This is a genomic window from Vibrio sp. R12-SW3-ISO1 (assembly GCF_059834005.1).
Genome location: NZ_JCBDGK010000052.1, coordinates 22214 through 43472 on the forward strand (window position 1 = coordinate 22214; position 21259 = coordinate 43472).

A 21259-nucleotide genomic window follows, 5' to 3' on the forward strand; every position below is an offset into this window, starting at 1 on the left:
ATTTTGAGATAATATGCGGCCGCGATTTTTGGGTCGCACTTTTTTATTTCGACGTCTGTGAAGACGACACATAGGTAAATCAATGAACGAAAAATTACAGAAAGTTTTAGCACGAGCTGGTCACGGATCGCGACGCGAGTTAGAAGCTTTAATCAAAGCTGGCCGCGTGAGCGTCAATGGCGTTGTCGCTAAACTTGGTGAGCGACTAGAAGATGAGAACGCCATCGTTCGTATCGACGGCCACACTGTCAACGCTAAAGCGCAAGAAGAAGTGATTTGTCGCGTACTAGCGTACTACAAGCCGGAAGGCGAATTGTGTACTCGTCATGACCCTGAAGGTCGTCGCACTGTATTTGACCGTTTGCCTAAGATCCGTGGTTCACGTTGGATCTCAGTAGGGCGTCTGGATGCCAACACCTCGGGTCTGCTGTTGTTTACCACCGATGGAGAGCTTGCCAACCGTCTGATGCACCCAAGCCGTCAAGTAGAACGTGAGTACCTTGTACGAGTCTTCGGTGAAGTGAACGAAGACAAAGTGAAAAACTTGGTTCGTGGTGTTCAACTCGAAGACGGTTTAGCCCGTTTTGAGGATGTGGTTTACGCGGGTGGTGAAGGTATGAACCACACCTTCTATGTGGTGATCAACGAAGGTCGAAACCGCGAAGTTCGTCGTTTGTGGGAGTCTCAGGACTGTACCGTTAGCCGCCTGAAACGTGTGCGCTATGGTGATATATTCCTCGACAAAAAACTGCCTCGTGGCGGTTGGATGGAACTGGATCTCAAAGAAGTGAACTACCTGCGTGAATTGGTGGAGCTTCGTCCTGAAAAAGAAACCATGTTGGATGAGAACAAAGCCAACACCTCACGCAAACGTGAGCGCTCACGCAGCCAGAAGATTCGTCGTGCCGTGAAACGTCATGAAGAGCGCGTCAACAGTGGCGGTGGTCGTAGCAACAACCCTGCACGCCGTAAGCCACGCAAAGGCGCAACCGAGCAGTCACCTCGTAAAAATACCCGTCAGCGTTGATACCACAGGTGTTAATGTGTAGGTATCACTGATACATCTATTGATTGATGCCATTGTTCAATTTGTGAAAGCAGCCGAGTTAGGCTGCTTTTTTTTCATCAATTTATGACTAACCTTAACTTTAGAGTGAAAACTGATACTTATCTCAATTGTGATGGGTGAAGAGAGACAAAGAATCGTATAGTGTGTTCGATCTATTTTAGGTCGGTGAGCTATGACGCTTTACACTATCCTTAAACAGAACGGAAATAGAGCCGCGGCTTGTCAGGGATCTTAGACGTATGGCATTGATTAAAAAAAATATTTGGTTAGCGTTTTATTTTATTCTGGCTCTATGGTCAGTGATAAGCGCGATCGCTGCCTATATGTCGTACCAAGACTCCTATGAAGATATTACTCAATCGCAAGTTAACCTCACTCGTTTGACCGCGCACGCATTCAAGTCATCTCTGACCCAGTACCAAACCATCATAGATATTGTCGGCAGTGAATTATCACGATTGGATTTTGAGCACGATCTCGACCATATCAATGCCGTGCTCGACGATACCACCGGGATTGAAAAAACCATTTTAGCGCTGGCGCTGTTTGATGTAGAGGGCTATCCGCTCACGAGTTCGCCGCGAATGGTGGATGGGCACACCAACTATCTGCGCGATAATCCTGAAACCAAATTGACCTTCGAGAAAACCCTCGCAAGTGACGAAGCGGTGATCGGGCGCACCTATTTTCACAAAGACATTGGCGAGCTTATTATCCCTTTTCGCAAAGCCATTCGTGACGAAAAAGGTGTGCCTAAGTTTGTCTTGTCGATTTCCATCTCACTCAAAGGTGGCTTTGAGTACTTCTTGACTAATAAAACAAAAATGGAAATTCACAGCTTTGATACCTTCTTATTTCGTGAAAATGATCGTTACTTCCAGATTGCGCCAATGGAGCGCATTTACGATCCGCAAGTGTATCTATATCAACTACCACAAGAGGAGATCGATCGCAGTATAAAACGTTTAGAAGTTATGACGGGGATGACGTTTGAAGAGATAAAACAAAGCAACGACGTTTATATTAACGAATTGGCCTCTCCATCAAGGCAATCATACGCTGCCAGCACTTACATCAACAAATACGATCTTTGGATAACTACTGAAGTGAAAAAGAGCGTCATAATGGCGCGATTTGTTGAGAAATTGCCTAATCTTATCGCTCTCTATGTGGTGGCAGTGAGTGTGATGTTTTTCCTATTTCGTAATATTGCGCTCAGTGAACAGAGCAAGCAACAAGAACTTGCTCACCAAGCGAACCATGACTATTTAACCGGTATTGCCAATCGCTATAGTCTCGAGCGTTATTTATCGGGGTTGGATAAGCACGCTCGCTACAGCCTGCTGTGTATCAATGTCGACAGTTTTAAATTGGTCAATGACAACTTTGGTAACCCGGCAGGGGATGCGGTGCTGAAAAACATCGCCAATCGTTTAGTGGCCAGTGTCGGTGAAAAGCACGCGGTGTTTCGCTCTGGCAGTGACGAATTTGTTGTAGTGGCACATACGCTAGACAGAGAAGCGCTCGATGCCACCATTGATCTTTGCCGAAGCTGTTTTACCCAAGCGTTCCTCTATCGTGACTACGAGATTGTGTTAAGTTGCAGCATCAGCGTCGCCTCATCCGGTCAAGACGATGTCGATGCAGAAGCGGTCAAGCGCAACGCTGAACTGGCGATGTCACACGCTAAACAGACACGCAACGGGATTGTGTTTTACCAGCCGCGCTTTCTCACTGAGCACCTGGATAAGAGTAAAATCGAACTCGAACTCAAACGAGCGATTGAGCGCGATGAGATTTATATGATGTATCAGCCGCAATTTACCTCAAGTAAAACGCTTAAAGGGGTAGAGGCGTTAGTACGTTGGGAGCACCCTGAACTGGGTTTTGTACCACCGGATAAATTCATTCCTGTGGCTGAAAACTGTGGCTATATGAACGAGCTCGGTGAGTTTATCGTTCGCCGCACGTTAGCCGAGCTCTCTGAGCTGTTTGAGGCTTTGCAGGTGGAGCTGGATGTCGCGATCAATGTTTCCGTTAAGCAGTTTCAAAGTATGCAATTTATTCCAATGTTGGAACAGGCGATTGAGGAGCGACGCTTTAACAAACAGCGGTTGATTGTTGAGATCACGGAGAGCGTCTTAGCCGACGATTTTGAGCGCATTTGTGCCTTGCTCAATGCCCTAAAAGCCGAGCAGATACGTGTCTCATTGGATGATTTTGGTACCGGTTACTCTTCACTGAGTGTACTTAAACATTTCCCCATTGACGAAGTCAAAATCGATAAGAGTTTTGTCTCAGATATGTTGGTAAGTGAGTCCTCTTATTCTATGCTGGCTGGCGTGTTAGGCATGGTGCAAAAATTGGGGATGGAAACGGTCGCCGAGGGGATTGAATCAGAAGAGGAAGCGGGGGTGTTGAGGCGTCTCGGTTGTGATGTCTTCCAAGGTTATCACTTTGCCCGCCCGATGAAATTAGAGGCCCTTCGCCGCTTTATCCTCGACAACCGATAAGCTACTTCGCAGCACATCTAAAACACAACGGCAGCTTGTGCTGCCGTTGTGACTGATGGTTTAGAGCGTTTGAGTCAACTGATAATAACGACCTTGTTGTTCGAGCAATGAGGCGTGGCTGCCATATTCGACCACTTGACCTTGCTCGACCAGACAAATGGCGTCCATCTTATCCAAATGAACCAGTCTGTGGGTGATAAACAGGACGGTTTTGCCGACAAAGTGCTGCTCAAACAACGTCATGATCTGTTGTTCAGTTTGTTTGTCTAGCCCTTCCGTTGGTTCATCAAGCAGTAGAATCGGCGCATCATGCAGTAGCGCGCGGGCAATCCCGATGCGACGCTTTTCGCCGCCGGAGAGTTGTCTGCCCCCGTCCCCAAGCCAAATATCTAATCCTTGAATGTCGAGCAGTGCAGCAAGGCCAACTTTATCCAGTGTCGCGCTGAGCTCGGCATCATCGGCCTCTGGCTTAGCCATCAATAAGTTATCACGCAGAGAGCCGTTCAGTATGTCGACCCGTTGGCTGACCACACTAATAGCAGCTCGCAGCTGTGATTCACTCCACGCCGCTATTGGGCGCCCAGCGAGGCGTATCTCACCTTGATTGACATCCCAGTAGCGGTTGAGTAACTGAATCAAGGTCGATTTACCACTGCCGGTTTGGCCGACAATGGCGACACGATGTTGAGAGGGTATGGCAAGGGTAACGTCTTTAAGCACCCTCTGATGGCTATCAGGATAAGAGAAGCAGACCTGCTCATACTCGATGGAAAACTCGCCGTCATGAGCCACCTCTTGGTCAGGAAAGACCACATCCGGCTTAGACAAAATAATGTCATTGAGACGTCTTGCTGAAGTGAGCGTTTGGCCTAAATGCTGGAAAGCCGCGGCAATTGGCATTAGAAGCTCAACACTGGCCATGGTGGCAAAGACCACCAACGCAATTTTAGGATCCGGTGACAAGCCGCCCACGCCATCGGCCGCCAACCACAGCATTAAGACTAACGTCCAGCCATTGATCAGCAGTAACAGCGCTTGCGCTAACCCAGAAACATGAGCGTTGAGGCGCTGATTGGCGAGCAGTTTGTATTGGGCGTTGAGGATCGCGTCTCGGTAGCGTCGATTGGCGCCAAATAACGTCAGCTCGCTGTAGCCCTGTAGCCAGTCGAGCGTAGTAATGCGCAGATCGGCTTTATGTTGTGTCAGCTCGCGGCCATTGCGTTTGCCTAACTTATAGAACAACACCGGCCAGGTGAACAAGACCACCAATAGAATGGCGCCCAGCGTTAAGCCTAACTGCTGATCAAACCAAGCGACCAGCGCAGTGAGACCAAAGATACCGAGGGTACCAACGATCATTGGGCTGACTAAACGTAGGTAAACGTGATCCATCGCATCAATATCAGACACTAGGCGGTTGAGCAGATCGGCATCGCGCAAGTTTGACACTCGGCCCGGAATGAGCGGTGCGAGTTTGCTGAAGAAGAAAATACGTAGATCGGTGAGCAGTTTAAATGTGGCGTTGTGGCTGACCACTCGCTCACCCCAGCGTCCTGCGGTGCGTCCCATGGCAAATCCACGCACAAACGCCCCGGGTAACATGTAGTTGAAGGTTTCCCGTGCAATAGTCAATCCGGCCACGGCGGCGGCAGACAAAAACCAACCGGAAAGTGTTAATAGGCCGATGGAGGCAAACAGAGTAAGCAGCGCCAGTAGCATACCGAGCGACAAGCCAAACCAATGCTTTTTATACAATTTGAGGTAGGGGGCTAATTCACGCATCCAGGTTCCCCTTATCGGTGTTTGTCATAGACATACTGGCGTCCAACATCTGCGCAAAGCGTCCTGGTTGATGGGCTAAGCTGGCGAAGTCCCCACATTGAATCAACTGACCTTTGTCCATCACTAAAATCTGATCCACATTCTTTAAGGGCGTGAGTTGGTGAGTGACCATCAAACAGGTTTTGTCTTTGATTTTCGCATCCAGACCTTGCATAACAAGACGCTCGCTTCGTGCATCTAAGCTGGCGGTTGGCTCATCGAGGAGCCAAAATGCACCGTCTTGAATCATGGCTCGCGCGAGGGCTAAGCGCTGCGCTTGACCGACGGACAAGCCACCGCTTCGGTCTGTCACGACATACTCTAACCCGTGATGCTCGACAAATTCGCGGCTGAAAGATTCATCAAGCGCGCTATCCAGTGCTTGTTGGCTCGGCTTGTTGACCCCAAGCGTGAGATTGTCATAAATGCTGCCGTGCAGCAGCAGTGGGTTTTGTCCTACCCAACTGATCTGCTCGCGCCAGTGCGCCAAATCCAACTCACTGCGCTCAACGCCATTAATGGTTAAACTGCCTTGGTAAGGAAGGAAGCCGAGTAGGGCGTTAATCAGGCTCGTTTTCCCCGCACCGCTCGGGCCGACGAGTGCGCAGGTTTCCCCTGCTTTTAGTTCGAAACTGACAGGGCCGAGTAGCGCCGTACCTTGCGGAGAATAGACGCTTAACTCAGTGGCCTTAATGGTTATCATGGCCGGTTCAGTCAACTTGCGATCGCCTGATTTTACCGAAGTGACATCGGTATTAAGAAATGCCACGATGCTTTCTGCAGCGCCAACGGCTTGCTGTTTGCCATGATAAAAGGTCCCTAGGTCACGCAGCGGTTGGTAAAACTCCGGAGCGAGAATTAACACAAATAGGCCAGAAAATAGGGTGACGCCCGCGCCGTAGTCACCGAAATTGAGCTCACCAATAAACGCGAAGCCGAAATACACCGCAGTGAGGGCGATAGAGATAGAGGTGAAAAACTCCAATACAGCCGATGATAGAAACGCAATTTTCAACACGTCCATCGTGCGGGTACGAAACACTTCAGATGCGCCGCGCAGCGTGTCGGTTTCTGCGCGCGTGCGATCAAACAGTCGAATGGTGGTCATCGATTGTAAGCGGTCATAAAAGTGGCCAGACAGACGTTGCAGCGCCTTGAAGTTTTTGCGGCTGGCATCCGCCGCTTTGATGCCCACTAAGGCCATAAACAGAGGCACAAGGGGGGCGGTGATCAGAAATATCAGCCCGGCTGCCCAGTTGACAGGGAAGACCACTACTAAGATAACAAGCGGTATCAACACGGAAAGGGCCATTTGCGGTAAGTAGCGGGCGAAAAAGTCGTGCATATCTTCGACTTGTTCCAGTAACAGCGTTGCCCACGCCCCAGCAGGCTTCCCTTTGATATACGCAGGGCCGAGTTCGTCGAGCTTGTCGAGAATCAATTGACGAATATAAACGCGAATCTGTTCGCCGCAGCGAAAGCCGGCGATCTCTCGTCCCCAAGCGCACAGCGCACGCACAACGACAGTGGCGGCGAGCCCTACGAAATGGGGCATAAGTTCGGTTTTATCGACGTGTTCGATAATAAGAGCATGCAATATGTGAGCGAGGAGTGATGCACCAATCAGCAAAAATACGCTTGAGAGCACACCAAGGCCAACGGCAATCATCAACCAGCGCTTGGCTTGGCGACTTTGCTGCTTTAGCCATTGATTCAAGCTACGCTGTTTCTTTTTATCCATGGTAAAGGCTTAATGAGAATTATTATTTTGATTTAAGCCGCGCATTATACAAAAGAAAACCTCGCGGGAATACCGCGAGGTTTTAGGGATTTGAGATAAGCGCCAAAAAGCGCCACAAGCGATTGGCCGTTAGGCTGATTGCGTATCTGCGAGTCCATCCAGGTAGCGCTCTGCATCTAACGCTGCCATACAGCCCGTTCCCGCAGAGGTGATCGCTTGACGGTAATTGTGATCCATCACATCACCTGCTGCAAAAATGCCAGGGATGCTGGTTTGGGTCGCGTTCCCCTCTAGACCCGATTTCACCACGATGTAGCCATCTTTCATTTCAAGCTGATCAGCGAAAATGGCGGTATTGGGTTGGTGACCGATGGCGATAAATGCCCCCATTACGTCGATTTGCTCAACCGCATCGGATTGGGTGTCCTTGATGCGTACGCCTGTTACGCCCATGTCATCGCCAACGACTTCTTCAAGAGTACGGTCGGTGTGCAGCACAATATGGCCGCTTGCCACTTTATCCATCAAGCGTTTGATGAGGATCTTTTCCGCTCGGAACGTATCGCGGCGGTGAATCAAATGCACTTCAGAGGCGATGTTGGATAGGTACAGCGCTTCTTCAACCGCGGTGTTACCACCGCCCACGACCGCGACTTTCTGGTTACGATAGAAGAAACCGTCACAGGTCGCACAGGCGGAAACACCGCGCCCTTTAAACGCTTCTTCTGACTCCAGACCAAGGTATTTTGCCGAAGCGCCAGTAGAGATAATAAGAGCATCACAGGTGTAGGAACGGCTGTCGCCTTTGAGCGTAAATGGACGCTGACTGAAATCCACTTCATTGATGTGGTCAAACACAATCTCGGTTTCAAAGCGTTCTGCGTGCTCTTTCATTCGCTCCATTAAACCGGGTCCGGTGAGACCTTCAGGGTCGCCAGGCCAGTTTTCCACTTCCGTTGTGGTGGTCAACTGACCGCCTTGCTGCATGCCGGTAACCAGTACTGGGTTAAGGTTGGCTCGTGCGGCGTAAACCGCTGCCGTGTAGCCAGCAGGGCCAGAACCGAGAATGAGTAATTTACAGTGTTTTACGTCGCTCATTTGTGCTCCATCGCGGTGACGCTTATTGATTTTTAACTTCTCGATTATATGGGTCTAAGCACGGCGTTAACAAGGTCTGTCACTGGAATAAATGGTTATAGATTAGATCAACAAGGGTGGAGTGTGGGCGCAAAAACAGCCACTAACTCTTTGATTACAAGCATCCTCTTCAATTTGACTAGTGAACCGTGCTGGTTTTCTCATCTTCCTTTGTTGTCAAGTGGTTTACTTCACTAACTATTAATCACTAATTGGATAAATATTTTGTATTGTTAATATTGTTGGATGTAAATGCCAAATGAAGTTGATTTAACGGGATATGTGCGCAAATAATAAATGTAAAATATATGTTATAAAAATTGCAGTGTATCTTCATTAAGGAGTCGATGATGCTACATAACCATGAAACAACTCTACAATTAACTCAGCTTAGTGAGGAGGCGATTCAACAACTTGCGCCTTCCTTTTCCCATCTTCCGCACACTGAGCACGCCGATGGTCAGTATCGTCTGCGTCGCTACTCCGTGGTAGCTTTTCGTGATGGACAAGTGGTTGATCTGGATAAGCATGAGTTTATGCAAACCAACGATATCAACCGTTTTCAAGGGGATGTGGTGCGTCAGTTTGAACCCATTGAAGCCTCGACCTTGCAAAGTGATGGCATGAGAGAGATCTGTGAGGTGTTTGTCGAATCGAACGGTTTGGCCAATGGTCAGGAGATCGAAATTCATCAAATCCGTATTTCTGCGGTTTACGACGAAACCCAAGTGGCGCCAGAGGGCGTCCACCAAGATGGCTTTGACCATATTGCGATGGTCGGGATGGGCCGCCACAATATCGAAGGGGGTGACATCATGCTCTACAACAGCTTCAATGAAGCGCCGTTTTTTAGAAAAACCTTACAAAGCGGTGAAGTGGCGATGCTGGCTGACAACAAACTTTGGCACAATGCGACGCCGATTCGCACCGTGATAGAAGGAGAAGAAGGGCATATGGATGTGTTTGTGCTAACGGCAAAGGATGCGGTAAATGAACTTCACTCCTAATTTAGTCCGCTCACAATTTGGTGCCTTAAATCAGATCCACAACCAATTGCCAGTCATCTTTCTCGATGGTCCGGGCGGCTCACAAGTGCCATTTTCGGTGCTGGAAGCGATGCAGGGTTACCTTGGTCAATACAACGCCAATTTGGGTGGACACTATTTCTCCAGTCAGCACACGACCTCGTTGATGGCCAAAGCGAGGGAGGCCGCCGCTGCGCTACTCAACGCGCCTTCGGCTGACAATATTGTCTTTGGGTCTAACATGACCTCGCTCACTTTTCAGCTTAGCCGGGCCATCAGCCGTGACTGGCAAATCGGTGATGAAGTGATTGTGTCAGCGCTGGATCACTATTCGAACGTCTCTAGTTGGCAGCAAGCGGCGCAAGATAAAGGCGCGGTGGTTCATCAAGCACGCGTCAATCAAGACGATTGCAGCTTAGATATTGACCACCTGCTCACGTTACTTTCACCGCAAACTAAACTGGTGGCGCTGACTTTGGCGTCGAACACCACCGGTTCTATTGTGGATGTCAAACGTGTCGTTGAGGCAGCGCAACAAGTAGGCGCAATGGTGTACGTTGACGCAGTGCATTACACGCCGCATCACTTGGTGGATGTGATGGCACTCGGTTGTGACTTTCTTGCCTGTTCCGCCTATAAGTTTTTTGGTCCTCATGTCGGCATAGCGTATGTGGCGCCAAAATGGTTGCAGGTACTCACGCCTTACAAGGTGGAGCCCGCAACAGACTTCGGCCCCGGTCGCTTTGAGACGGGTACGCAAAACTTTGAAGGCTTGGCTGGGCTGACTGCCGCGGTACACTATCTTGCTCAGTGGGGCGAACAAGGCGATTCGTTACGTGACAAATTGGTGGTTTCATTTCGTCAATACAATCAGCATGAAACGGCACTCAACGAGCGTTTTCTCTCTCGTTTAGATGAGCTACAAGGTGTCACCTTGTGGGGGCGGACTCATGCGAGCAGTGAGCTGCGCACGCCGACCTTTGCCTTAACCTTTGATGAGTTTACGCCAGAAGAGGTCGCGAAACGTTTAGGTGAGCGCAACATCTGTGTCTGGAGCGGCCATTTTTATGCGCTAGGTTTGGTGAGGCAATTAGGGCTTGAAGCCAGTGGTGGTGTATTGCGTGTCGGTTTTATGCACTACAACACGCTACAAGAAGTGGATCTGTTTTTTGACGAGCTAAAACGCATTATCAATCCATAGCACATCGTCACACCATCCTTACGAAAAAAGCGCCAAAGGGCGCTTTTTGTACGTTGGGCACGATTCTTACGTTGGGAACAATGACTATGCGATCCACTCATCATTAAGTCTGCTGATGCGGTTGGGGGCAGTGATTATGCACTCACTTCCACTTCGTATGAGGTGAATTTACGAATATTGATCACACCTGTGTCAAAAATCATGTATTGACCTTTGATGCCTTGTAGAACGCCACTCACGACCGGCTCTTTGTCAAAGTTGTGCGAGGTGATCTTAGTCGGGTGCTCTGTCACGGGGTAGTGAATCGGAGTTATCTGGCTCGGTAGCACCTCAATCGCGTCGTCACCAAATTGTTGTTTGATCTCGGCGATCTTCTCTTCAACCAGCGGCAGTAGCTCGTCAAACTTCTCTTCCAGCGCTATTGGGGCACCGTCTTCTTTAAGCAGGGTTCGCCAGTTGGTTTTATCAGCAATGTGTTTGGCCAATTCCACTTCAATCAGACCAGAAATATGGCGCGTTTTCACTTTAAATATGGGAAGACCTTGCGTGGCCCCTTGGTCAATCCAGCGGGTTGGGATCTGGGTGTGTCTGGTAATACCCACCTTGAGACTAGAGGTATTGGACAGATACACATAGTGATCGACCATGCAGTTCTCTTCGCCCCACTGCGGCTCACGGCAGGTGCCTTGATCATAATGGCAGGTTTCTGGCTTCATGATGCACATATCACAACTGGCCAGTTTTTTCATACAGACAAAGCAGTGACCTTGTGAGTAACTTTTTTTGGTTTTCTTGCCACACGAACAGCAAAAGATGTTTCCAGTGTGCGTTAGGGTCAGCGTTTGACCGATGAGTGGGTTGAGTGCGACAGATGACTCACCGACAGGCAGTGAGTATTGGACTTGATCTCCCAGCGATGCCGTCATTTTGCTGAGGGTGCCTTTTACGATTAGTGACATGACATTACTCTGTTTTATTTTTTATCCGCATGGCTTACGCCAAATACGTGTTCGGCCTGAGTGTAACAGAAAACAGGATGGGATTCTTGCCACCATTTTTCGCGACATTGGCCGAGATTCTCGGGCGAATGTGTGACATTGAGTGAAGGATAATGTCGCATTGTGGTAGAGTCTGTCTCATACTTTATTGACTCTTTTCGTTATAGCTATGGGTGTAGATTGAAAGCGATCCATAAAACGGTATTTGGCCTTGTGGTGCTGACCTTAGTGGTGGTGGTGCTGTATGGGATATATGGTGACCGGCGAGTGTTAGCCGTGACGCCCGATGCGTATTCGTTTTATCCGACCAGTGATCAAGGCCAAGGCGGACGCTCTCAAGCATCGTTGGCGATAGAGTCTCAGCTCAGCGTACTCCAATGCAAAATTCGCCCCTCGGAGAAATACCGCTGGCCCTATTGCGGCGTCTCTATTCATATTGATAGCCAGCCTGATGTCGGGCTTGACCTGACCCATTACCACACCATCAAACTTGCAGTTTCACTCACAAATCAAGAGGGTGAAAGTGTGCCGATGCGTTTTTATTTGCGCAATTTTAATCCAGCCTATTCAACCATCGAAGATGAGTATACTCACAAATACAACGGGCTTGAGTTTCTGCCACCTGCTTCTGCGCAAGAGATGACATTACCCAAAGCCAATTTACAAGTGATGACGTGGTGGCTGGCGGATTTGGATATTCCTATTGAACATGCCGCGCCTGAGTTTACCAATGTGAATCGAATTGAATTTGCCACCGGGTCAGGCATGGACGAGGGCGACTACACTCTGGTGATTGAGCGCATTGAATTCATCGGGGAGTATGTCTCTGGCGAAACCTTGATGGCGCTATTGTTGGCCTGTTGGGTGGGCTTAGCGCTGTCTTACAGCATGTACGAAATTAAGCGAAGTCGCCTTGCCATTCAACGAGTCAAAGCGCGCCAACATCACTTACACGCGATGAACCAATCGTTGCGCGCTAAGAACATCGAGTTTGCCGAGCTTGCGCATCGCGATCCCCTTACCGGCGCGATGAATCGCCACGCGATCCGAGATTGGCTCAACAAGCATTATGATGATCTGCCGATAGGCGGCAAAGTGTTGTCGATTCTCTATTTGGATATTGACCATTTTAAACAGGTCAATGATGAGCATGGCCATGCCATTGGCGATGACATTTTAAAAGAGTTTACTATGGTGCTGCTGACGTCGCTCCAAGCAGAGCAGCGTTTGGTTCGTTGGGGCGGCGAAGAGTTTGTGGTGTTCTGTCCGGGGATGAATGTGCTCGACACCTACGAACTTGGCGAGCGGCTACGACGTAAAGTTGAGGCGCACATTTGGGTGCACGGTGACCCGCTCACCACCAGTATTGGTGTGGCAACACTGGGCGAAGAGCGCACCAATGAGATGTTGATTCGTGCGGATGAAGCGCTCTATAAAGCCAAGCGCAGTGGGCGGAATCGTGTTGAACTGAGCGAGTAGTGGCGTTATTGCGCTGATTCTGCGTCGCTGCCCGTTGCATCTAGATACTCGAACAGCGGTTCGTCGAAGTCGTCACTCTCTACCTGTTGTTCGACGGGCTCGGCGCTGGCCATAATTGGCTCTTTGGGGCCAAGAAATTTAGGCTTGGCGTTAGTGATGTAAAGGTCCAACACCGCTTTTGCCCGCGCAAACACTTCTCTTAAACGCACCTTAGATCCCGATTGATCCGATGGGCCTGCGACGGCATAACAGCGGGCGTTGATTTGGTGATAGTTGGCAATGAACAGCGCGCGTTCACAGTGAAATTTCTGGGTGATGATTAAGAAGTTATCGGTATCGAAAATCTCCTTGGCACGCACCACAGAGTCAAGGGTTCGAAAACCCGCGTAATCGAGAAAAATGTGGTTTTCTGGAACGTTAGCGCGCAAAAGATCGCGTTTCATTGTCCAGGGCTCGTTATACGAACGGTGGGCATTGTCACCGCTGAGCAAAAAGTTCGATACTTTACCTTGATCATAAAGAGCGATCGCGGCGTCAATACGGTTGATGTAGTATGTGTTGAGTATTTTACCGAGGTATTTGCTCGTCCCGAGGACCACGGCCACATCAAATTGGTCAATCTGCTCCGCGCTGGTAAACAACTGCTCGCGAGTTTGCATCGATACCCAACGATCAATCGCGACTAATGTGATGGCGAGCGCAAGCGTGGCCAATAGCAGCCATTTCACCAGTGATTTGATGATCCCCAGTGTGTGTTCGGTGGTTGAGCGGCGGTGAAACAGTTTACGCACTAAATTTGTCGATTCCTTTGAGCCCATAATCCTATGATGATGAAACAGAGTATCACGATGGAAAACATCATCCCAGGTTGGAGGTTTCTCAGTGTCATATTGAGGTAAGGCGTTGCTTTTACGATGATTAAGCCGTAACCAAACGCATTAATCAAGATAAACACTCCGGTGCGGATTAAGAAATGGTAAGGGCGTAACCAACGTCTCAAAAGCGCGTTAATATCACCCCCTCCCATGACGAGCAAACAGGCGATGAGTGCAGTGGATATTTCACTGAGGTAGGGCAAAAGCCCGCGACCCAATGGGTCAAGATAGTTAAATACAATCATCATAAATAAAAGCGCCTCTGCTGAGCAGAGGCGTTGAGACGGGTTAGAATGCAGTGCGCTTGTAGCGGCGGTACACCGGCTGCCAGAAACTGTTATCAATCGCTTCTTCTAGCGCTTCGTCAGTAATCTCAAGGGCGACCCCTTGTTCAATGGCTTTTTTGCCCACGGCGAAGGCAATCTTCTTCGATACAGAATGAATCGCTTCGAGCGGTGGCAGCAGCGCACCTTGACCATTAATCGCCAGTGGAGAGCAAGTCGCCAATGCACGGCTTGATTCCATCAGCATTTCGTCTGTCACTCGCTTAGCTTGTACGGCAAGGACGCCCAAGCCGATGCCTGGGAAGATATAGCTGTTGTTGCACTGTGCGATCGGGTAGGTTTTGCCGTCCAACACCACCGGCGCAAACGGGCTACCTGTTGCAACCAGTGCTTCACCATTTGTCCAGCGAAGGATGTCGTTTGGCGTCGCTTCCACGCGGCTGGTTGGGTTCGACAGTGGGAACACAATCGGGCGAGGGCAGTGCGCGTGCATCTCTTTGATCACTTCTTCACTGAACAGCCCTGGCGCGCCTGAAACGCCGACCAGCACAGTTGGTTTGGCGTTGCGGATCACATCAAGCAGCGAGAAGCCAGTCCCTTCAGATTGCCACGCTTTGGTGTTGCTGTGTTTTTGTACCAAACGCTGTTGGAAATCGAGTAGATTTGGCATGCCTTCTTGAAGTAGGCCCCAACGGTCGACCATGTAGACCTGAGAGCGCGCTTGCTCATCAGAAATCCCTTCAGAGACCATTTGCGCGATGATCGCTTCAGCAATGCCGCAGCCAGCCGAACCTGCGCCCAAGAAGGTGACGCGTTGCTCAGAGAGTTTGCTGCCAGCTGCCTGACACGCGGCCAACAACGAGCCCACAGTGACGGCAGCAGTGCCTTGAATGTCATCGTTAAAGCAACAGACGCGGTTTTTGTATCGCTCAAGCAGTGGCATTGCGTTCTTCTGCGCGAAATCTTCAAACTGAATCAACGCGTCAGGCCAGCGGCGGGCAACGGCTTGCATGAATTCTTCAACAAATGCGTCATACTCAGCACCAGTAATGCGCGGATGACGCCAGCCCATATACATAGGGTCAGCGAGGCGTTGCGGGTTGTTTGTACCCACATCCAATACGATCGGAAGCGTGTAGGCAGGGCTGATACCGCCACACGCAGTGTAGAGCGCCAATTTACCAATTGGAATGCCCATGCCGCCAATGCCTTGGTCGCCCAAGCCGAGGATACGTTCGCCATCGGTCACCACGATCACTTTGACATTGTGGTTCGATGCATTGTTGAGGATATCATCAATGCGATCTCGATTAGCGTAAGAGACGAACAAGCCTCGTCCGCGACGGTAAATATTGGAAAAATTCTCACATGCTGCCCCAACGGTTGGGGTGTAGATGATCGGCATCATCTCTGAGACATGATTTTGCACCAAACGGTAGAAGAGCGTTTCATTAGTGTCTTGAATGTTGCGCAAGTAAATGTGCTTATCCATGTCACTTTCGAAGCTTTTGTACTGTTGGTAAGCGCGTTCAACCTGTTCTTGAATGGTTTCCGTGGTTTCGGGAAGTAAACCTTCTAAGTTAAAAGAACTGCGTTCTTCTGCGGTGAACGCACTGCCTTTGTTGAGCAGAGGAGTGCTAAGAAGTGCTGGCCCTGCGAAAGGGATATAGAGTGGGCGTTTATCGTTATTCATCACATGCCTATAAGTAGGGTGTTGGCCAATGGACCTTTGGAACTAGGAACCTGAAAATGATAGGGATTCGCAAACCTAAAGTAAACCGAATATTAAACGCACGCACAGAGGGTGTGAGGTTGGGCTTTACCTCGATGCTCGTTATACTCACCCCTTTTACTATCAGCGCTCATCAACTATGTCATCGTTACCCATTGATCACTTAAAAACCGAGTTTCTCAAACGCATCCAGCACACGGATTTGGTGGTGGAAGCGCAAACTGGATCGGGAAAATCGACCCGTTTGCCTCTGTGGCTCAGTGACCTAGGTCGAGTGCTAGTTGTCGAGCCAAGGCGCATTGCCTGTACCTCGTTAGCGCAGTTTCTTTCAACCACTACCGAGAGTGAGCTTGGTAAAGAGATAGGCTATGCCATTAAGCTAGACAACTGCTACGACGACAAGACAAAAGTGGTGTTTGTCACTCCGGGCGTCGCACTGCGTTGGTACAGTGAGAACCAACTGGCCGATTTCGATTACATTGTGGTGGATGAATACCATGAGCGTCGCTGGGATACCGATTTACTGGTTGCCTTGCTTCGCCGCCCAAGAGCGCAAAAACTGGTGGTGACCTCAGCGACGCTGGATGGTGAAAAGCTTGCGCGTTACCTCAGCGCCGAACGTTTATCGGCAGAGGGTCGAGTGTATGAGGTCTCCCTTTGTCATCGTGCTACTCACTCGCAACAGTTGCCAGATGGACGTCGGTTAGACGAGCGAGTGTTCGAGGAGGTAGCTGCGATGCGCGATCTCGATGGTGACATTCTGGTGTTTCTACCCGGGCGTAAAGAGATCGCACAATGTGCCAGCCGACTTGCGCAATTAGAGCAGATTATCGTTGCGCCCTTGCATGCGTCTGTTACTGATCATCAACGAGATGTCGCCTTGACGGTACAAGCCAAGAAAAAGATCGTGCTGGCGACCAATGTGGCGGAAACGTCGTTGACCATTGATAACATCGGGTTCGTCATCGACAGCGGACTTGAGCGCAGAACCGAGCAACGCAATGGTAAAACGACCTTGAGTTAAAAAGCGATCTCAAAAGCGAGTGCCAAGCAGAGAGCGGGGCGAGCAGGGCGCGTGATGGAGGGCGTCTGTGTGCGTTTGTATGGTGAGCATGCAGCGCTGATTGAGCACACACCACCAGAAATGCAGCGTGAAGCCCTGACCGAAGCCATGTTAGCGGCGGCGGTGTGCGGCAAGCCTCTGTCACAGTTGGATTTTTTAGAGCCACTACCAGAGCGCTCCCTGAATCAAGCAGCGTCACTTCTTCGCGCGATGCAAGCGGTGGATGAGAAGGGCGTGGCGACGGAGTACGGTAAGCGACTCTATCCTTTACCCATTGACGCGCTCTATGCCGACCTTGTCTCACGTATGTCGAAAAAAGCACTCAAAGAGGCGATGATTGATATGACCGCAGTGCTGGCCACGCCGGCCTCACTATTCAAACTGACTGCGGATGAGGAGCGTCTGAGCAAGTTGGATCAGCAAGAGCCGCTAGGCTGTGATGGCGCCTTGGCCATTGGGTTAGTGCGTGGCAAGCGATATACCGGAGTAGAAGTCGACGCCGCTGCTCTTGATGAAGCTCAGCGGTTATCCATGCAAATGCGTGAGCTGTTTGAATTACCTCAACTTGAGGTGGCTTCTCGCTATCAACACAGCGAGCTGATTGCGGAAATCGCACGCTTGCACCCAGAGCTCGCGTTTGTGCGTCGCTTAAAACGACCAGACGCATTCGCTAATGGAGAACTGGAGGTACAACTGCCTCGCCAGCACCGCCTGAAAGCGCAGACGCAGGGGGCTCTGGTCTTAGATACGCACAGCTTACCGGGTCGAGGCGTCAAACAAACGCTGAATCTGGCAACGTTTATTCTGCCGTTGCCGTTAGACACCTTTGCGACGTTAAATCTTGGGGAGTGGCGAGAGGGTGAAGTGGTGGAGGGTGATCAAACCCAAGTCACCCTTGAGCTGGTGTATGCAGGAAGAGTCGTGGCTACTCGCCTTGAAGAAGCGACAGGGGCACTGGCGATGACGCCGCTCATGGACGCGGTGTATTCGCAGCGTGTGTTGCCAGGATTTGCTCACAAGATGACCAAAGCGATCAAGCATTACGTACTCTACCAACAGTTGGCGGGTGAGGTGGCGCCAGCGGTGACATTTGACTCTTGGTTCCGAGAACAGCTGGCGTTACTTGAACTGTCGAGTGTCGAAGAGCTCGCCCTATTTAGTGAAGACGACTTCGCGTTCGAAGGTATTCCGTATTGGGAGTATGAAGAGTTTGCTCAGGCGTATCCGTTTGAATGTTACCTCGGTGATTTAAACCTGCGTGTCGAATACTACCCGACAAGAAAATGTGTTGAGGTGATTTATGACTCGGGATTGAGGAAAGGCGACCCAAAACGTTGGGAGTTGCCAAAGTGGCAAGGGTGGCGCGTTCAATATCGCAAAGCAAGTCGAGTCGTCGATATTCGCTAGGATAAATTTCGCTGCTGAAAATATTTCTAGCCAATATCCAGCTTGTCTCGCTCTTGTACAGCAATTGTTACCGTATTGCTTTTTATATAGCTGTTTTAAACGAAATAGAGCTATAAAAGACCAATCTTCTATATCCTATTGCTATATGCAACCGAATCATTGATATTGAGTGGAACGTGTTGCCATGTGTACGGGGGATGATATGGAACATCAAAATAGCGCAAGAGTAGAATTTGACTACACGTCGTTCTTAAGTGCCTCATGCAGTAAAAAGTGGACATTTCTCGAAGCGATGAGCACTTTTGCCCCGATCTTTAGCCTTGCATGGAAAGACACCATCAAAGAGACGGTATCGGTTGAGGATAGGCTGTGGGACAACGCGCTAAAATCACTCTCGGCAAATCGCAGTGATGAATCCAATATTGTTATCCTGTTGGAACTCGCCAAGCTTGAAGGGATATCTGAACTCAAGTTGGTGATGCCCTACGAATTGGAGCCGTCTCAGATCGAGCGAGTATGTCGCCAGTCGCATGCTAAAATCGAATCTAATCAACAAGATGAGCTGATTATTACTTTGTAGATCAGGCGCACGCAGCCATGATGAAATTTGCGCTATAGTGAAAACACTGAGTGAATACTTTCATGGAGCGTAAGTAGTAACAATGAAACGCCATCTCACATCTTCTCTTCTCGCTAGCCTTGTCGCTTTGCCGATGAGTGTATGGGCGGAATCTTCACCGTCAGCGCCTTCTTCAAACTGGCACAACCACTATGATTACTTGGGTGCCTACCTCAGTGCTGGCTCAATGGATCAATCTGACGCCGATAGCAAAGTGACCGATCTCACCGTCGCTGGCCGCTGGGCTGTCGGGGAACACTGGTTTACTCAGCTCGATTACTCCGCGCGTTTTTTGCACCCAGACGACATCACCACCAACCTTTATACCCTTCTGCCAGGCGTCGGTTATCGTATTGCGGCCAGTGACAAACTTGATCTGTTTGCAATGGGTCAGTTTGGCTACCTCTGGGCTTCGCAAACCGATGATGCGACGGATGATAAATTTTACAGCGATCATACAGGCGTATGGGGCGCAAGTGTTGGTGCTCAATATGCGCTGTCGACACATTGGAAATTGGAAGGTCAGGCGCAGTTGACGCGCAGCAACATCGTTGATGAGCAGAGCTATTCCATTAGTGCGCATTATCGCGTCAGTCAACGTTTCGTTCTGGGCGGCTTTTACACTTATCGAGACAGTGATTATGATACTGCAAGCCAAGCCGGTAGCGCGCAAACCAACGAAGCGGGCGTGTCACTGCGATTTCTGCTCTAGCCTAGGCGACTGTCCCGCAAAATAAAGCGCTTATCGAGACGAGAGTATTTGGCAAACTAGCGGACCGATAAACCCCACAAACAAAAATAGCCAGCGTATCCGCTGGCTATTGTCTATCCACTTATCACTACCGAATTAAAGTACGGCGGCGATTCCCTGACAAAGTGGCAGCATGTTTGAACGTGTCATGCCTGCAACGCTGATGCGACCAGAGCCGACGATGTAGATAGCAAACTCATCTTTTAGGCGCGCGACTTGCTCTTTACTTAGGCCAGAGAAAGAGAACATGCCGTTTTGACGTTCAATGAAGCTGAAGTCAGCATCGACGCCTTGCTCTTTCAACGTCGCAACAAACAGTTCACGCATCGCTTGAATACGGTCGCGCATCTCTTTCACTTCCGCTTCCCACTCGGCACGAAGCTCGGTGTTGCCAAGAATGTGCGTGACGACAGCACTGCCGTGTGCAGGTGGGTTCGAATAGATCGAACGGATGATGGCTTTGACTTGAGAAAACGCAGTTTCAGCGATTTGCTCAGTTTGTGCTACTAAGGTGAAAGCACCCACACGCTCGTTGTACAGACCAAAGTTCTTAGAGAACGAGCTCGCGACCAAAATTTCTTTGTTATATTGAGCGAAAATACGTAGACCTTCCGCATCTTCTTCCACGCCTTTAGCAAAACCTTGGTAGGCGAAGTCAAACAGAGGGAGAAGTTGTTTTTCAGCAACCAGCTTTGCAAGAGTTTCCCACTCTTCCAATGTTGGATCGATGCCGGTTGGGTTGTGGCAGCAGCCGTGCAGCAGGACAACATCACCCGCAGACGCGTTGTCAAGATCGGCGAGCATTGCTGCGAAATCTTTGTCTTTAGTTTCGGCGTTGTAGTAGCTGTATTGCGCGGTTTCGATGCCTGCGGCGGTAAATACGCCGTTGTGGTTTGCCCAAGTAGGGTTACTGATCCAGATCTTCACATCGCCCAATTGACGCTTAATGAATTCGCCAGCTACACGTAGCGCGCCTGTACCACCAGGGGCTTGCGCTGTTTTAGCCAGTTTGTTCACGACAATGTCTGACTGCTCGCCAAACAGCAACTTTTGTACGGCAAGACCGTACTCTGCTGTGCCTTCAATCGTTAGGTATGACTTGGTTTTTTCAGTTTCGACCAGTGCAGCTTCCGCTTTTTTTACCGTGGCAAGAACAGGGGTTTCGCCTTGTTCATTTTTGTAGATACCGACGCCAAGGTTAATTTTTTCAGCGCGTGGATCTTTTTTAAACTCTTCAGTGAGTCCAAGAATAGGATCTGCCGGAGCAGCTACAACTTTTTCAAACATAATCGTCATCCATGTTAGTCGAAGGGAGGCGTTAATAAACTTGGTTATTTATACCTTTCTCCTAACAGCCATACAACCGACAATTCAGGGAAAAATGAAGAAAAGTTATATTTGGTCAATTTTTAACATCAACGTGCCTTTTTCTTGGGTTAAGTCCTCCCCTGAAGAGGAAAAGCGGGTCGCAATTTTTATGAGAAAGCGAAAAAAACCTCCGCGTGAGACGGAGGTTTTTTGCACTAAATCGAGAGGCCGAACGT

At 49.6% G+C, this 21259-nt stretch carries 15 protein-coding genes and 1 pseudogene; 8 read left to right on the forward strand and 8 right to left on the reverse strand.

The window, feature by feature from the left end; translation table 11 throughout:
• Positions 1 to 82 precede the first annotated feature (82 nt).
• Together rluB and AC6R0R_RS16895 are read left to right on the forward strand one after the other, a co-directional pair.
• Complete coding sequence (gene rluB, locus AC6R0R_RS16890) at positions 83 to 1027, forward strand: 23S rRNA pseudouridine(2605) synthase RluB (protein ID WP_500627567.1); 945 nt, start codon at positions 83 to 85, stop codon at positions 1025 to 1027.
• 281 nt (positions 1028 to 1308) lie between these two features.
• Positions 1309 to 3582: a bifunctional diguanylate cyclase/phosphodiesterase gene (locus tag AC6R0R_RS16895; RefSeq protein ID WP_500627568.1), complete on the forward strand. Its 2274-nt coding sequence runs from the start codon at positions 1309 to 1311 to the stop codon at positions 3580 to 3582.
• A 60-nt stretch (positions 3583 to 3642) separates the two neighbouring features.
• On the opposite strand, the gene cydC is transcribed toward AC6R0R_RS16895, so the two are convergent.
• The 3 genes from cydC to trxB all read right to left on the reverse strand — a co-directional run bounded on the left by cydC (position 3643) and on the right by trxB (position 8242).
• Positions 3643 to 5364 (reverse strand): heme ABC transporter ATP-binding protein/permease CydC, encoded by a 1722-nt coding sequence (cydC, locus tag AC6R0R_RS16900; protein WP_500627569.1) that lies wholly within the window; start codon positions 5362 to 5364, stop codon positions 3643 to 3645.
• Positions 5357 to 7144, reverse strand: coding sequence for a heme ABC transporter permease/ATP-binding protein CydD (gene cydD, locus AC6R0R_RS16905; RefSeq protein WP_500627570.1), 1788 nt, complete (start codon positions 7142 to 7144; stop codon positions 5357 to 5359). Before cydD ends, cydC begins: the two co-directional genes overlap by 8 nt.
• Positions 7145 to 7273: 129 nt before the next feature.
• Positions 7274 to 8242 (reverse strand): thioredoxin-disulfide reductase, encoded by a 969-nt coding sequence (trxB, locus tag AC6R0R_RS16910; RefSeq protein ID WP_500627571.1) that lies wholly within the window; start codon positions 8240 to 8242, stop codon positions 7274 to 7276.
• 386 nt (positions 8243 to 8628) lie between these two features.
• On the opposite strand from trxB, the gene AC6R0R_RS16915 reads away from it, so the two are divergent.
• Both AC6R0R_RS16915 and AC6R0R_RS16920 read left to right on the forward strand, forming a co-directional pair.
• Entirely contained in the window at positions 8629 to 9288 is a 660-nt protein-coding gene (locus tag AC6R0R_RS16915) for a 2OG-Fe dioxygenase family protein (protein WP_500627572.1), read from the forward strand.
• A complete protein-coding gene (locus AC6R0R_RS16920) occupies positions 9272 to 10507 on the forward strand; it encodes a cysteine desulfurase-like protein (RefSeq protein WP_500627573.1) in 1236 nt (411 codons plus the stop codon). Before AC6R0R_RS16915 ends, AC6R0R_RS16920 begins: the two co-directional genes overlap by 17 nt.
• Before the next feature lie 134 nt (positions 10508 to 10641).
• Here the strand turns inward: AC6R0R_RS16920 and AC6R0R_RS16925 are convergent, their stop codons facing one another.
• Positions 10642 to 11466 carry a DUF2797 domain-containing protein gene (locus AC6R0R_RS16925; RefSeq protein ID WP_500627574.1) on the reverse strand — a complete coding sequence of 275 codons (825 nt, stop codon included), beginning with the start codon at positions 11464 to 11466 and terminating at the stop codon, positions 10642 to 10644.
• Between the two features lie 219 nt (positions 11467 to 11685).
• On the opposite strand from AC6R0R_RS16925, the gene AC6R0R_RS16930 reads away from it, so the two are divergent.
• Positions 11686 to 12984 carry a GGDEF domain-containing protein gene (locus tag AC6R0R_RS16930; protein ID WP_500627575.1) on the forward strand — a complete coding sequence of 433 codons (1299 nt, stop codon included), beginning with the start codon at positions 11686 to 11688 and terminating at the stop codon, positions 12982 to 12984.
• A gap of 5 nt (positions 12985 to 12989) precedes the next feature.
• Here the strand turns inward: AC6R0R_RS16930 and AC6R0R_RS16935 are convergent, their stop codons facing one another.
• Genes AC6R0R_RS16935 through AC6R0R_RS16945 form a run of 3 tightly spaced genes read right to left on the reverse strand, consistent with a single transcriptional unit; the run spans position 12990 to position 15836 of the window.
• Positions 12990 to 13802, reverse strand: a complete 813-nt coding sequence (locus AC6R0R_RS16935; protein ID WP_500627576.1) for a SanA/YdcF family protein — start codon at positions 13800 to 13802, stop codon at positions 12990 to 12992.
• Positions 13775 to 14104 carry a DUF3392 domain-containing protein gene (locus AC6R0R_RS16940; protein WP_500627734.1) on the reverse strand — a complete coding sequence of 110 codons (330 nt, stop codon included), beginning with the start codon at positions 14102 to 14104 and terminating at the stop codon, positions 13775 to 13777. Before AC6R0R_RS16940 ends, AC6R0R_RS16935 begins: the two co-directional genes overlap by 28 nt.
• 43 nt (positions 14105 to 14147) lie before the next feature.
• On the reverse strand, positions 14148 to 15836 hold the full coding sequence (locus AC6R0R_RS16945) for an NAD-dependent malic enzyme (RefSeq protein ID WP_500627577.1): 1689 nt from the start codon (positions 15834 to 15836) through the stop codon (positions 14148 to 14150).
• Between the two features lie 178 nt (positions 15837 to 16014).
• Between AC6R0R_RS16945 and AC6R0R_RS16950 the strand changes: the two are divergent.
• From AC6R0R_RS16950 to AC6R0R_RS16960, 3 genes and pseudogenes are all read left to right on the forward strand, one after another.
• A pseudogene (locus tag AC6R0R_RS16950) lies at positions 16015 to 18345 on the forward strand (DEAD/DEAH box helicase).
• A gap of 202 nt (positions 18346 to 18547) precedes the next feature.
• Positions 18548 to 18925: a transporter gene (locus AC6R0R_RS16955; RefSeq protein WP_334552424.1), complete on the forward strand. Its 378-nt coding sequence runs from the start codon at positions 18548 to 18550 to the stop codon at positions 18923 to 18925.
• Positions 18926 to 19007: 82 nt separating this feature from the next.
• Positions 19008 to 19676, forward strand: coding sequence for an outer membrane beta-barrel protein (locus tag AC6R0R_RS16960; protein ID WP_500627578.1), 669 nt, complete (start codon positions 19008 to 19010; stop codon positions 19674 to 19676).
• A gap of 135 nt (positions 19677 to 19811) precedes the next feature.
• Here AC6R0R_RS16960 and AC6R0R_RS16965 read toward each other — a convergent pair whose 3' ends face one another.
• Complete coding sequence (locus AC6R0R_RS16965; RefSeq protein ID WP_500627579.1) at positions 19812 to 21002, reverse strand: amino acid aminotransferase; 1191 nt, start codon at positions 21000 to 21002, stop codon at positions 19812 to 19814.
• Positions 21003 to 21259: the final 257 nt, after the last annotated feature.